Annotated in this window: 11 protein-coding genes; 8 read left to right on the top strand and 3 right to left on the bottom strand. The window is 74.2% G+C overall.

Annotation, left to right across the window (positions count from 1 at the left end):
• The first annotated feature begins 19 nt into the window (after window positions 1–19).
• Window positions 20–2,836, top strand: coding sequence for a BTAD domain-containing putative transcriptional regulator (locus ACFYNO_RS09210; protein ID WP_388007821.1), 2,817 nt, complete (start codon window positions 20–22; stop codon window positions 2,834–2,836).
• Window positions 2,837–2,880: 44 nt separating this feature from the next.
• Here the strand turns inward: ACFYNO_RS09210 and ACFYNO_RS09205 are convergent, their stop codons facing one another.
• Entirely contained in the window at window positions 2,881–4,887 is a 2,007-nt protein-coding gene (locus tag ACFYNO_RS09205) for a glycosyl hydrolase family 28-related protein (RefSeq protein WP_388007818.1), read from the bottom strand.
• 189 nt (window positions 4,888–5,076) lie between these two features.
• Between ACFYNO_RS09205 and ACFYNO_RS09200 the strand changes: the two genes are divergently transcribed.
• Both ACFYNO_RS09200 and ACFYNO_RS09195 read left to right on the top strand, forming a co-directional pair.
• Window positions 5,077–6,690, top strand: a complete 1,614-nt coding sequence (locus ACFYNO_RS09200) for an amidohydrolase (protein WP_388007815.1) — start codon at window positions 5,077–5,079, stop codon at window positions 6,688–6,690.
• Between the two features lie 107 nt (window positions 6,691–6,797).
• A complete protein-coding gene (locus tag ACFYNO_RS09195; protein WP_388007812.1) occupies window positions 6,798–7,589 on the top strand; it encodes an SAM-dependent methyltransferase in 792 nt (263 codons plus the stop codon).
• Here ACFYNO_RS09195 and ACFYNO_RS09190 read toward each other — a convergent pair.
• Complete coding sequence (locus ACFYNO_RS09190) at window positions 7,586–8,518, bottom strand: helix-turn-helix domain-containing protein (protein ID WP_388007809.1); 933 nt, start codon at window positions 8,516–8,518, stop codon at window positions 7,586–7,588. The two genes, ACFYNO_RS09195 and ACFYNO_RS09190, sit on opposite strands and share 4 nt — an antisense overlap.
• A 209-nt stretch (window positions 8,519–8,727) precedes the next feature.
• Here ACFYNO_RS09190 and ACFYNO_RS09185 point away from each other — a divergent pair, with 209 nt between their 5' ends.
• Window positions 8,728–8,916, top strand: a complete 189-nt coding sequence (locus ACFYNO_RS09185; RefSeq protein ID WP_388007806.1) for a hypothetical protein — start codon at window positions 8,728–8,730, stop codon at window positions 8,914–8,916.
• A 10-nt stretch (window positions 8,917–8,926) separates the two neighbouring features.
• Here ACFYNO_RS09185 and ACFYNO_RS09180 read toward each other — a convergent pair whose 3' ends face one another.
• Window positions 8,927–9,571 (bottom strand): RICIN domain-containing protein, encoded by a 645-nt coding sequence (locus tag ACFYNO_RS09180; protein ID WP_388007803.1) that lies wholly within the window; start codon window positions 9,569–9,571, stop codon window positions 8,927–8,929.
• Window positions 9,572–9,825: 254 nt separating this feature from the next.
• Here ACFYNO_RS09180 and ACFYNO_RS09175 point away from each other — a divergent pair, with 254 nt between their 5' ends.
• From ACFYNO_RS09175 to ACFYNO_RS09160, 4 genes are all read left to right on the top strand, one after another.
• Window positions 9,826–10,170 (top strand): winged helix-turn-helix transcriptional regulator, encoded by a 345-nt coding sequence (locus ACFYNO_RS09175; protein ID WP_388007800.1) that lies wholly within the window; start codon window positions 9,826–9,828, stop codon window positions 10,168–10,170.
• Window positions 10,171–10,670: 500 nt separating this feature from the next.
• Window positions 10,671–12,005, top strand: coding sequence for a condensation domain-containing protein (locus ACFYNO_RS09170; RefSeq protein WP_388007797.1), 1,335 nt, complete (start codon window positions 10,671–10,673; stop codon window positions 12,003–12,005).
• On the top strand, window positions 12,002–12,931 hold the full coding sequence (locus tag ACFYNO_RS09165) for a 3-oxoacyl-[acyl-carrier-protein] synthase III C-terminal domain-containing protein (protein ID WP_388007794.1): 930 nt from the start codon (window positions 12,002–12,004) through the stop codon (window positions 12,929–12,931). Before ACFYNO_RS09170 ends, ACFYNO_RS09165 begins: the two co-directional genes overlap by 4 nt.
• Before the next feature lie 50 nt (window positions 12,932–12,981).
• The gene (locus tag ACFYNO_RS09160; protein WP_388007791.1) at window positions 12,982–13,797 is read left to right on the top strand and encodes a hypothetical protein; all 816 of its coding nucleotides are present in this window, start codon (window positions 12,982–12,984) and stop codon (window positions 13,795–13,797) included.
• Window positions 13,798–13,819: the final 22 nt, after the last annotated feature.

Genomic DNA, 13,819 nt, shown 5'->3' with positions numbered 1-13,819 from the left:
TAGGTGGGGGGAACCACGGATGCGCTTCAGCCTGCTCGGCCCGCTGGCCGTCCACGACGGCCGCACGGCCCGCACCCTGGACGGGCCGAAGGCACACGTCCTGCTCGGCGTGCTGCTGCTGCACGCCAACCAGCCGGTCCCGCACGACCGGCTGCAGGAGTCGCTCTGGGGCGAACGACCGCCCTCCACGGCCGGGGCCTCGCTGAAGAACCACATCGCCCGGCTGCGCCGCGCGCTGGCCGAGCCCGGCGAGGCCGAACCGCGGATCAGGGCGGTCTCCGGCGGTTATCTGCTGCGGGTCGAGCCGGGTGAGTTGGACACCGAGGAATTCACCGCGGCGCTGGAATCGGCGCGGGCCGGGTATTTGCGCCGGGATTGGCCCTGCGTCAGCCGGGAGGCCGGCCGGGCACTCGCACTCTGGCGCGGTTCGCCGATGCCGGAGCTCGCCGAGACGCCGGTCGCCCGGCCGTTCGTGGAACGCTCCGCGCAGGCCCGCCGGCAGGCGCTGGAATGGCGGATCGACGCGGAGCTGGAGCTGGGCCGCCATCAGGGCCTGGCGCCCGAGCTCACCGGGCTGATCGCCGAGCAGCCGCTGCACGAGGGGTTCCACCGGCAGCTGATGCTGGTGCTGCACCGCAGCGGCCAGCAGGCGGAGGCGCTGGCCGTCTTCGGCCGGCTGCGGGCCACCCTGGCGGAGGAGCTGGGGGTGGACCCGGGGGCCGAGGTGCTGGCGGCCCATCAGGAGATCCTGCGCACCGCCCCGCCGGCCGCGCCGCCCGAACCGCCCGAACCCGTGGAGGCCGGTCCGCCCGCGCCCAAGGGCGAGCTGGCGCTGGCCGCCGAGTCGCTGGCCCGGCACGTGCACGGGCGCTGGATCCGGGAGGAGGAGCAGCGCCGGATCCACGACCCGTTCCCGCTGCCGGTGCGCTGGCGGGCGGCACCGGCCGGGCTGCTGGACCACTGGGACAACATCGGCGGCGCGGCACCCGGCGCGAGCGCGGGCCCGGTGCCGCTGGAGGGCGGGCTGAGCCGGATCGCCGAGATCTACCGACGGGTCGGGTCCGGCCGACTGGTGGTGCTCGGCCGGGCCGGCTCCGGCAAGTCCGTGCTGATGCTGCGGTTCGTCCTCGACTACCTGGCCGGCCGGGCCGCCGACGAGCCGGTGCCGGTGATCTTCAGCATCGGCTCCTGGGACCCGACCGTCACCGGCCTGCGCGACTGGCTGCTGGAACGGCTGCTGCGCGACCACCCCAACCTGGCCGCCCGCACCGGCGGCCGCTCGACCCTGGCGGAGGCCCTGGTCGACGCGGGCTGGATCCTGCCGGTGCTGGACGGCTTCGACGAGATCGCCAAGGGCCTGCACGCGGCCGCGCTGCGCGAGCTCAACGAGATATCCCTGCCGCTGCTGCTGACCAGCCGCACCGAGCAGTTCGCCGAGGCCGCCACCACCGATGTGCTGAAGAAGGCCGCCGGCATCGAGCTCACCGACCTCACCGCCGAGGACCTGGCCCACTACCTGCCGCGCACCGCCCGCCCGGCCCAGGACGCCGCGGCCGGCTGGACCCCGGTCCTGGCCGAACTGCGCGAGCGCCCGCGGAGCCTGGCCAGCGCCAACCTGACCACCGTGCTCAGCACCCCGCTGATGGTGCTGCTGGCCCGCACCCTCTACAGCGACGCCCCCGACCAGGAGCCCGCCGCGCTGCTCGACACCGGGCGCTTCCCCTCCCCCGAGGCGCTGGAGGAGCACCTGCTGGCCGGCTTCGTCCCCACCGTCTACCGCGCCCGGCCCACCGCCGCCCGCTCCCGGCACCACTGGGGACCGCGCCGCGCCCACCAGTACCTCGGCCATCTGGCCGGCCACCTGGACCGGCACGACCTGGCCTGGTGGCGGCTCTCCAACGGGCTCAGCCTGCCCTCCCGGGTGCTCGCCATCGTGCTGGCCTGCGGCGTGGTGACCATCGGCACCACCGTGCTCCAGGGCGAGGCTGCCAATCTGATCGTGGGGAAGGGCACGCCCTGGATCAGCGAGACCGCCATCTGGGCCCAGGCCCTGATGCTCGGTCCGGTGGTCGGCCTGGCCTTCGGACTGGTCTACCTGGTGACGGTCCGGTTCGGCCGGCAGGCCTTCGAACCCTCCCCGGTGCAGCTGAGACTGCCGCGCCGCAACCAGCCGACGGTGGCCGCCCCGGGCCGCCGGATCCTCTCGGCGCTGCGCACCGGCCTGCTGCTCGGCTTCACCGTGGGCCTCGCCCAGGGCCCGTGCAAACTGGCGCTCAGCGCCCTGGGCGTGCTGCCGCCGCTGCCGGGGATGCCGATCGTGGAGCGGGTGCTGATCAACTCGGGCGCGAACGGCTTCATCCTCGCCCTGGCGGCCGGCCTGGCCCTGGGCCTGATGGCGGCCCTGGAGGCCCCGGTCGACCTCGAATCCGCCGCCACCCCGGGGGCCCTGCTCGCCCTCAACCGCTCCAACGTCATCCGCCAGGCCCTGCTGGTCACCCCGGTGGTCGCCGTGGCGGTCGCCCTGGTCGGCCAGCCGGTCGGCGCCCTGGTGCAGAACTGGTACGGCCTGCGCCAGGCCGCCTGGTACTGGCCGCTGCTCGGCATCCAGTGCGGCATCACCGGCACCCTCGGCTACGTCTTCACCCTCACCGCCTGGGGCCAGTGGCTGCTCTTCACCCGCATCTGGCTCCCGCTCACCGGCCGCCTCCCCTGGGCCGTGATGGCCTTCCTGGACGACGCCTACCGCCGCGGCGTGCTGCGCCAGGTCGGCGCCGTCTACCAGTTCCGCCACGCCCGCCTGCAGAGCCGGCTCAGCCCGGGGCCGCTGAAGCCCTGAGGCCCGCGCAGCGCGGCGCCCGGGCGCGGGCCTCGGCGGTCGGGCTACCAGGGCGCGGGCGCCGGCGGCACCACCACGGCGGGCCGGTCCTCGCAGGTGATCGTGTTGGGCAGCTCCCAGGGTGCGAGCCAGGGACCGGTGGTGCCGCCGCCGGTGTTCCCACCGAGGTCGGTGACGCTGAACTCCGAACCGGCGGGCGTGAAGTCGAAGGCCCCGCAGTTGTCGATCCCGACCGCGCCCACGTTGCGCGCCCGCACGTTCTGGAAAGTCGCCGACCCGGCCGAGCGGGCGCTGAGCACCGAAGTCCCGGCCCCGTCCACCGTGATGTCCTTGAAGTGCACGTCGGTGATCGCGTACTTGTCCTTCACCGGGAAGTCGGTGACCAGCATGATCGCGTTGTAGGTGTTGTCCAGGAAGGAGTCGCCGACCACCTCCACATCGGCGTTGATGTCCTGCTCCAGCGCGTAGAACCAGATCGCGCCCAGCCCGATCTTCCAGTTCAGCTCGAACGTCCCGGCCCGCACGGTGGTGTTGTCGGTGATCCACAGGTGCCCGGTGAACGGCTGGGCGCCGAACCGGGAGCCGACCTGGATGCCGCTGCCCTCCCGGATCGGGTCGGCCACCAGGTTGGCGGAGACGGTGTCGTCGGTGCCGCCGTAGAGGGCGATGCCGTTCGCCAGCACCGGCGTCTGCACGGTGTTGTGGTCGACGGTGTCGCGGGCGTCCTCGCCCTTCTCCGACCAGAGCGCGATGCCGTCGTCGCCGGTGTTGCGGACGAAGTTGCCGGAGATCGTCGAATCCGTCACGCCGGTGTGGAAGTTGATGCCGTCCGCGATCTGGTCGGCGATCTGGTTGCCGGTGATCCGCAGGTCGTGGATCGGGCCGTCCAGCCACATCCCGACCTTGGTGTGGTGGATGTACAGGCCCTCGACGGTGGAGTCGTTCAGCGCGCCGCCGATGCCGTTCACCTGGTCGGTGTCGATCCGCTCGCGCACGTCGCCCTCGATGGCGAAGCCGGACAGGTGCACGTGGTGGCTGCCGCCCGCCGAGGCGTCCTTGCCGTAGAAGCCGACGCCGGTGTGCACCGAACCGTCCGGGGCCGGGGTCGCCAGGTCCACCTGGTGGCCCTTGACGACGGTGTACCAGCTGCCCGCGCCCTCGACGGTGACGTCGTCCACCAGGATGTGCCGGTTCACCTGGTAGGTGCCCGGCGGCAGGTAGACCTTCAGGCCGGTCCGGTGCGCGAAGGCGATGGCCCGGTCGATCGCGTCGGCCGAGTCCCGCCGGCCGGTGGGGTCGGCGCCGAAGGCGAGCACATCGGCCGCCAGCGGGTCGAAGGCCGGCGGCGCGACCAGCTGGGAGTCCAGCACGTCGACCGTGGTGGTCACGCCGCCGGCCGGCACCGCCAGCCGGATCCGGTCACCCGCCTGGTAGCTGTGGTCGAGCATCAGCCGCTGCTCGTCGTAGAAGTGGCCGGCCCGGAACGGCGTCGGGAAGCTCGGCGCGGGGCTGGTGGCCGAGGGCACGCAGGAGCACTCGGTGGTCCACCAGTCCGGGTGCAGCGGGCCGGCGGCGGGGTCGTTGCTGAACGGGTACTCGTTGTAGAGCCAGGAGTACTGCGAGGTCAGCGTCATGGTGGCGCGGTGGTGCCCGTTGACGGCCACGTCCAGCGGCGCGGTCAGCCCGCCGCCGCCGGGCGCGTCCGGGATGCTGTACCGCACGGTGATCGCGTTGGCGGCGGCCGGCAGCGTGAACTCCACGTACTGGCCCGGCGCCAGCGAGACGGCGGTGCGCCCGGTGGCCTCGGCGGCCAGGGTGTACGGGGCGGTGCTGAGGGCGAGCCTGGTGCCGTCGGTGGCGGCGCTCACGGCCTGCTGCTCCTGGAAGCCGACCGGCGCGCCCCGCCCGGCCACCAGCGCCGGCTCCAGCCCGGCCCGGCTGACCTGCACCGCGGGCCCGGCGGCGGCCTGCGCGGCGGTACCGGCGGAGCCGACGGTGAGACAGACCACCGCGATGGCCAGTGCGTTGGCCGCGGCCCGTGGAACGTGCATCAGGGGTACCTCCTGGCTCGGGGGTCGGCGGGCAGCGCCGACGCAGCAGGAACGTAGGCTCTCCGACCTCCGGACGCAAGATGCTGACACAAAGGCGCAAAGTAACGACTTGGCCCCATCGGCCGAGCCAACCCGGTTGACTGACCCGGGCCGGTCAAGTCGACAGCAGGAGAGAACGGGAGGACGAGCATGACCGAACACGGTGCCGATCTGCTGATCCGGGCCGCCGCGGTGCACACCCTGGTCCCCGGGCAGCGGCCGCAGCGCGCGCTGGCCGTGCGGGGCGACCGGATCGCCGCGCTCTCCCCCGACCCCGACGGGCTCGACCACCTGGTCACCGCCCGCACCGAGGTGCGCGACCTGCCCGGCGCCACCGTGCTGCCCGCCTTCGACGACACCCACACCCACCTGGTCCTCGCCGGCCACAGCGCCCACGACGTGCCCGTCCACCTGGCCCGCAGCATCCCCGAACTGCTGGACCTGATCCGCGAGCGGGCCGCTCGGACCCCCGAGGGGCAGTGGATCCGCACCACCACCAACTGGCAGGAGCTCAACCTCGCCGAGCGCCGGATGCCCACCGCCGCGGAGCTCGACCGGGCGACCGACCGCCACCCCGTGCTGCTCAAGCGCGGCGGCCACAACGACGTCGTCAACGGCTGCGCCCTGCGGCTGGCCGGCATCACCGAGCACACCCCTGCCCCGGCCGGCGGCGTGATCGGCCGCGACGCCGACGGCCGGCTGAACGGGCGGCTGATCGACAACGCCATGCCGCTGGTCGAGCGGCTGCTGCCGCCGGCGGACCCGGCACAGCGGATCGACGGCCTCCGGCTGGCCAGTGCGCAGTACGCCGCCACCGGCATCGGCACCGTCCGGGACTGCGCGGTCTCGCCCGAGGACTACGCCGTACTGCTCGCCACCCGCGCGGCCGGCGCGCTCAACACCCGCGTGCGGGCGCTGATTTCGGCGATCGGCCTGAGCGGCACGGCCCAACTGGCGGGCCTGCTCGACGCGATGGAGGAGTGGCGGTACGGCGCCGACCCGTGGCTGCGGGTCTGGGGCGTCAAGTTCGGCCTGGACGGCGGCCTGGAGGCCGGCGCGACCGAGCAGCCCTACGCCTGCGACCACGCCTACTCCGGCACCCTGCTCTGGGAGCCGGCGGCCCTGGCCGAGGCGGTCGAGGCCGTGGTCCGGCGCGGCTGGCGGGTCGGCACCCACGCCTACGGCGACCGCGCCGTCCGGGTCCTGCTGGACGTCTACGAGCAGGTGCTCGCCCGCAACCCCGGCCTGCCCGCCGGCACCCTGGTGATGGAGCACGGCGGACTGGCCGGCCCCGCCCAGCGCGCCCGGGCCGCCGCCCTGGGCATACCGGTCACCATCCAGCAGCCGCTGCTGCACGACACCGCCGAGGTCGAGCGGGAGTTCTGGGGCCCGGAGCGGGTGGCCGCGCTCTTCCCGGCCCGCGGCTGGCTGGACCAGGGCGCGCTGGTGGCCGCCGGATCGGACTTCCCGGTGGGCCGGTTCGGCGCGATGCGCTCGGTCTGGGGCCTGACCACCCGGCAGACCGTGATCGGCGTCCAGGGCCCCGAGCACGCGATCTCCTACCGGGAGGCCGTCGCCCTGCACACCACCAGCGCGGTCCGGCTGCTCGGCGAGGAGGCGCTGCGCGGCAGCCTCACCGCCGGGCGCCTGGCCGACCTCACCGTCTGGGACCGCGACCCCGCCGACTGCCCGCCGCAGGAGCTGCGCGACCTGCTGCCCAGCCACACCCTGCTCGGCGGCCGGCCCGTCCACCCGACGGACTGACGACCCGTCAGGTGCCGTGTGACATCACCCGTTCGAGGAATGCCGCGTTCGGCACGGTTCGCCTACGCTTGATCAGGTACCAGTCCCAGGGCAGGAGGTCGGGTCCCATGGCCGATCGCGCGATCGAAGACGACCAGTCGAAGCCGAGCATCGCCCGGATCTACGACTACCTGCTCGGCGGCCACGACAACCACCCCGTCGACCGCGCGATCGGCGACATCTTCATCAACGACCTGCCCGGCTCCCCCGCCATCGCCCGGGCCAACCGCCAGGCCCTGATCCGCGCCGTCGGCGCCATCGCCGACGAGGGCGTCAGCCAGTTCGTCGACCTGGGCAGCGGCCTGCCCACCGAGGACAACGTGCACCAGGTCGCCCAGCGGCACAGCCCGGACGCGCGCGTCGTCTACGTGGACCACGATCCGTCGGCGGTGGTCCGCAGCCGTGCCCTGCTGGCCGGCGACGAGCGGACGGTGGTGATCGAGGCCGATCTGCGCGATCCGGAGCGGATCCACGGCGATCCGGCCGTGCGGGCCCTGATCGACTTCGACCGGCCGGTGGGCGTGATCTTCAGCGGCGTGCTGCACCACCTCAACGACTCCGAGCGGCCCGCCGAGCCGGTCCGCCGGTGGGCCGAACTGGTCGCGCCGGGGAGCCGGTTCTACATCTCGCACTTCCGCAGCGGCCGCAACGGGGAGACCCGGGCGGTGGAGCAGAAGCTCCAGGCCAGCCTCGGCCGCGGGCGCTGGCGCACCGACGAGGAGATCGCCGCGCTCTTCGGCGACCTCGAACTGCTGGAGCCGGGCGTGGTCCCGTGCACCCTCTGGCGCCCGGAGGGCGTGCCGGGCGAGCCGACGGTCTGGGAGCAGCTGATCACCTGCGGCCTGGCCGCGAAGCGTTAGCCGGAGGCCTCCTCGCGGTACGCCTTGGGAGTCGTGCCGTAGACCGCACGGAAGGTCCGGCCGAAGGCCGCTGCGCTGCTGAACCCCCAGCGGGCGGCGATCGCGTGGACCGGGTGCCGGCGAAGCTGCGGCCGGGCCAGGTCCGCCCGGCAGCGCTCCAGCCGCCGCCGGCGGATCACCGCCGCGACGCCCTCGGCCCGGCCGTGCTGCTGGAAGAGCGTGTACAGGCTGCGCAGCGAGATGTGGTGCCGCTCGGCGATCGCCCGCGGGGTCAACTCCGGGTCCGCCAGGTGCTGTTCGATGTACGCGTCGACCCGGCTGAGCAGCGCGTGCGCCGGCGTCCGCAGCTCCCGCCCGGCCCGCTGCCGCAGGAAGGCGCCGGCCAGCTCCACCGCCGCGCTCCCGAGCCCGCCCAACTCCTGCGGCCCGCAGTCGGGCCCGTTGCCCGCGGCCGACACCAGGAACTGGGCGAGGACCGCCCCCATGCCGGTGCCGCCGTCCATCCGGCGGGCGAGCAGCCCGTCGAGGTCCCGGGCGGGCAGCGGCATCCCGGCCTTGGGGACCTGCAGCACGACCACCTCCACCTCCCGGCGGTCGAGCCCCGACCCGGACTCGTACGGCCGGGAGGTGTCCCACAGCACCAAGTCCCCGGCGCGCAGCTCCGCTTCGCTGCCGCTCTGCGCGTACCAGGCCGATCCCCGCAGCACCAGGCCGAGTTGGTACTGCTCCGGATCCCCCCGGCGGATCAGCGCGGGGGTCCGCCGGGAATGCAGCGGGGAGTACGAGAACCGCGACACCCGGGCCGGCCCGAGGTCCAGCAGAGCACCCTCGGCGTGGAACCGGGCCGGGTCCGGTGTGCTGAACGCGGAGGGCATCAGGGCGCTGGAGACCGTCTCCATGAACCAGTCGAACCTGTCCGGCGCTGGCACGTTCTCCGCACCCATGGCATTGCGCACCGTCAGGCCCCCGCCCTTCGCTTTCCCCCCCGGACGGCAGCAGTCTCGCACGCGTCGTCAAGGAATCCCGCGCGCCACGCACAGGGCACCGGCCGACCGCGCCCATACGCTTCTGCCGAGTCAACGGCGGTGGCCAGGCATTCGCCCGACCACCGCCGCCATCCGCCCCCGAAGGAGCCGCCATGCCTGCCATTCTCCTCGCCAACCCGGGTTCGGCCCTCGCCTCCACCGGCTGCATCAGCTGGGACAAGGCCTGGAACGGCGAAGAGCGCCCGGCCGATCCGCATCAGCCGGGCGACCACCCGAACATTGACGACAGTCGGCCCGGAGTCGGCCTTCCGAGCCACTGCCTCGCCGGGCAGGACGCCTGACCGCCAGGCGTCAGTGGTACGTCCAGCTCTGGTTGTCCCAGCCGTTGCAGTCCCACAACTGCACGATGGCCCCGTTGTTGCCGATGGTGTTGAGGTCGCCGTCCAGGCACTTGCCGCCGTGGGTGTTCTTCAGGGTGGTGCCGTCCCAGGCCCAACTCTGGTTGTCCCAGCCGTTGCAGCCCCAGAGCTGCACCTTCGCCCCGTTGTTGCCGATGGTGTTGAGGTCGCCGTCCAGACACTGCAGGCCGTGCCCGTTCTGCAGCGTGTAGACGCCCGACTGCCCCTCGACCGGGGTCCAGTACCAGGTCTGGTTGTCCCAGCCGTTGCAGTCCCACAACTGCACGATGGCCCCGTTGTTGCCGATCGTGTTGAGGTCGCCGTCCAGGCACTTGCCGCCGTGGTTGTTGGTGAACGCCGTGGTCCGGTAGGTGATGCCGGGCTGGTCGGCACCGGCCGGAGCGGTGGACGCGCGGGAGCCGGTGGTCGGGATCTGGTCGGGCGAACTGACGTCGACGACCTGCTTGTTGGCGGCCGGCCCGGCCATCGGGGCGGCGGCGGCCGGCCCGTCGGAGTGCGGCACCGCCTGGGCGGTGGCCGCGAGGGCGAGGACGCTGGTGCCGGCCAGCAGGGCGAGGGCGAGGCGATTGATGCGCATACGATCTTTATAGGGAACGACGGGCGCTCGGCGCAAGCATGTCGTAAATAGAGTGACGATACGAACTATCTGGGCAACTATCCTGTTTCGATAGCGAGTTCGGCCGGTCCGCCATCCGGCTCAACGCGGTAGGCGGCCCTCCGGGGCCGGCCCGAGTGGGCGCCCTCCCGGGCGCTGTTTCGTCTTCCGAAGCGGTCGCCGATGGTAGCGTTTCGGAATCAGAAGCATCAACCGTGGAGGCTGGACGCCGCACCATGTCAACACCGAAGCCCGGCGCGCCGGTTCGCGGCTCGACCACCGGCCGCCCCCTGATGGCCGCACTGGACCTGTTCGGGCGGCGGTGGAGCCTGCGCATCCTCTGGGAGCTGCGCGGCGGCCCCCTCGGGTTCCGCCCCCTGCAGCAGCAGTGCGACGACATGTCCTCCAGCGTGATGCGCCAGCGCCTGACCGAACTGCTGGACGCCCGCGTGGTCCACCAGCTGCCCGACAGCCGGTACGAGCTCACCGCGCTCGGGCGGGAGGCCTGCCTCTCACTCAACCCGCTGGCCCAGTGGTCGGAGCGCTGGGCGGCGGCGCTCGAGAGCGGCGCCACGGACTGACCGCCGACGCCTGGCGCCTCTCCATCGGAAGCGCCGGCATCCCGTCCTGCGGCCGTGCTTCCCTTGCAACGGGCCCCTGCACCAGGCCGGTTGGCCATCAGGCGGTCCAACCGGCGGCCACCCTGGCGACGGGCCGCAGGCGCGTCAACGCACCCGGCAAATCCCTCCGCCCGGCCGGAACCGAGCACTCCACCCGCGCCGGAATACCGAAGCCGCGGAAGGCCTTGACACCCGGGCAATTCAGCGATGAAAGTTCGGCATGGGAATTCCGCCGACTCCCTCCGGCCCACCGGGAAGAGGTTCCGCCACTCCGTGAAAGACACCGCCGCAGCACCGCCCAGCAGCGTGGGAGCGCTCCCAGAGAGCCGAGTCCGTCCGACCGGAGAGGAAGAGCAGCAGAGATGCCCGATCGTCGGCCCGACCGGCCAGGTCCGCTTGTTCCTGATGCGCCGGCGCCACCGGGCCGCGGCGGCGGTGGACTGACGGGCACCCGGCAGCCGGTGGCCGCCCAGCGGGTGCCGGTGGACTTCGCGGGCCCCGGCTCGGGGGTCGAGGAGCTGTCCTGGGGCATGTGGGAGATCTGGCACGCGATGGTGGAGCAGCGGAGCGCGCTGCCGAACGGCGGCCGGACGGCGCTGCCGCCCGGCTCGACGGTGGCGGGGGTGGCGGAGGAGCTGCGGTACCTGATGGGCCGCTTCCCCTCGATGCGGACCAGGCTGCGGTTCGACGCGGCGGGCCACCCCACCCAGGAGCTGTTCGACTCGGGCCGGACCGTCCTCGAGGTGTTCGACGCGGACGGCGCCGATCCGGCCGGGCTCGCGGCGGAGGTGGAGGAGCACTACCGGGCGGCGCCGTACGACTACACGGCCGACTGGCCGGTGCGGATGGCCGTGGTGTGCGAGGGCGGCACGCCCACGCACCTGGTGTCGGTGATGCACCACCTGGTCATGGACGCCGCGGGCGGGGCCATCATGCTGCGCGAGGTGGGCACGCGCTCGACCGAACCGGTCACCGGCCTGCAGCAGTTGGAGCAGGCCGCCTGGCAGCGCTCGCCGGCCGGCCGGCGCCAGAACGAGCGGGCCCTGCGCCACTGGGAGCGGATCCTGCGCACCGTCCCGGCCCGCCGCTTCCCGCCCTCGGCGGCCCCGGCGACGCCCAGCCACTGGACGGGCGAACTCTTCTCCCCCGCCCTGCCGTTGGCCCTCCAGGTGATCGCCGACCGGACCGGCTCGGGCCTCCGGCCGGTGCTGCTGGCGCTGTACGCGGTCGCGCTGCGCCGCCTGGGCGGGCACGGGCCGGTCGTGGTCCGGCCCGTCGTCAACAACCGCTTCCGCTCCACGCTGCGCGACGTGGTGTGCATGGCCGCGCAGGCCGGCATCGCGGTGCTGGACGTGGACGGCTGCACCGTGGACGAGGCGGTCGAGCGCGCGACGGGCGCCGCGCTGGCGGGCTACAAGTACGCCTACTTCCACCCGGAGGACCTGAACGCACTGGTCGCCCGGATCTCCGAGGAGCGCGGCGAGCAGGTCGACGTGCGGTGCTTCTTCAACGACCGCAGCGCGCACCGGCCGGTGGAGGCACCGGCCGGCGACCTCGCGCGGCACCTCCGGGCGGCGCAGGCCGCCGGCGGGTTCCGCTGGGTGCGCCGCGCCGACCTGTCGGCGCACGTGCTGCAGGTGCAGTTCCAGGACGCGCCGGACGGGACGCTGCTGGAGGTGCTGACGGACACCCGGCACTTCTGCGCCGAGCAGGCCGAGGCGCTGCTCCGCGGCATCGTCGCCGTCGCGGTGGAGGCCGCCCTCGACCCGGCCGCGACCGTACGGGGCGTGCGGTGACGGCGCTGCTCGCGGTGGCCGACCACCTGCCGCCGGGGCGGGTGCCGATCGAGGCGCTGGCCGGGGAGTTCGGCCTGACCCCGATGCAGGTCAAGGTCTTCCGGCGCTACCACGGCTTCGGCGAGGTCTCCCGCGACCCCGGCGGCACCCTGCTGGACCTGCTGCGCGGTGCGGTGGCCGCGCTCCCCGCGCTGCGCGGCCGCGAGCAGCGCGTCCGGTACGTGCTGCACGCCCGCTCGATCCCCACCGTCGCCCCGTACCCGCACCACCCCGTCCGGGAGCTCTGCGCGGAGCTGGGCCTCGGCCGGGCGGAGGTGCTGGCGGTCGGTCACCACGCCTGCGCCTCGGGCCTGCTGGCCATCGACGCGGCGGGCCGGCTGCTGGCCGCCGACGGCGACCCGGACGGCCTGGCGCTGGTGCTGGCCGGGGAGAAGGCGTTCACGCCGGAGGCCGCGCTGGTCCCCGGCAGCTCCTTCTTCGGCGAGGGCGCGGCGGCCTGCCTGGTCGCGCCCGGCGGGGAGCGGGACCGGGTGCTGTCCTACGCGGTCGACCTGCGCGGCGAGTTCGACACCGGCGGGCCGGAGCAGGTCCAGGAGTTCCAGCGGATCTACGCCGACGCGCTGGCCGGGGCGGTGCTGGCCGCCGTCGACCGGGCCGGCCTGGCGCTGGACGCGGTCCGCGCGATACTGCCGCACAACGTCAACCGGGCGGCCTGGCACCAGGTCTGCCGCACCCTCGGCTACCCGCGCGAACGGATGGTGCTGGACACCGTGGCGAGCGTCGGGCACGTCTTCTGCGCCGACCACTTCGTCAACCACCGCACGGCCCGCGAACGCGGGCTGCTGCGCCCCGGCGAGCCGTACGTGATGGCCGCGGCCGGCGCCGGACCCGGCGCGGCCTTCGCGGCCATGGCCCTGCGCCACTGACCCTCCCTCCCCTCCCCCGATGGACCGATGGACCGAAGGACCGGACCCGGATGCCCCTCTCCCCCACCGACCCCGCGCTGCGGGACCAACTCGTCGACCCGCTCCGCGCGTTGCCCCCGAAGGTGCTCGACCGCGAGGTGACCGGCGCGAGCGCCGACACCGCCCTCAGCGCACCCGCTGGCCGACCAGTGACCGTCCGCGCCCTCCTCCCACCCGCCGACACCCAGCCGGGCGGCTGGGGCCTGCGCCGCGCCGCCCGGCTGACCTTCCCCGCCCCGGCCGCACTGGCCGCCGACCCCGTCCACGCCGAGCGCCTGCACCGCTACCTGACCGACCTGCTGGCGCCGTACGGACTCGCCCTCCCGGACGGCGAACTGCCGGAGGACCAGGGCCAGTCGTACGCCGAAATGGCCGAGGCGCTGATCCGCGACGTCGTGCCCGCCGGCGAGCAGGTGGACCTGCTGGTGCTCGCCCACGCCGTCCCCGACCTCACCCCCGGCCGCGCCACCGCCTGCTGGCTCGGCCACCTCTGCCCGGGCCGCCCGCTCGCCATCGCCGTCACCGACGAGACCGCGCCGACCGGTACGGCGGCCCTGCGGCTCCTCGAGGCCTACGCCCGCTCGGGCGGCCTGCGCCGGGCCCTGCTGCTGGTGCTCGAACAGCACTGGCTCCCCTACGACCCCGGCCGCCCCGCCCCCGTCCCGGCCACCAGCCGCGGCGTCGCCCTGCTCTACGGCGACCTCCAGCCGGGCGATCCCCTCCCGCCCCCGATCCGGCCGCTCCCGCCCCCGGACCCGGCCCACCCCGCCACCTCCGGCTGGTGGGAGCTGGCCGCCGCACTCACCGACGGCGAGGCACCCCGATGACCCCTGCCGCCGCCGACCCCGG

It is taken from the genome of Kitasatospora sp. NPDC006697 (assembly GCF_042869935.1).
GTDB lineage: Bacteria > Actinomycetota > Actinomycetes > Streptomycetales > Streptomycetaceae > Kitasatospora.
Note: the sequence above shows the minus strand (reverse complement) of the source record. Positions and strands in the feature narration are given on the sequence as shown.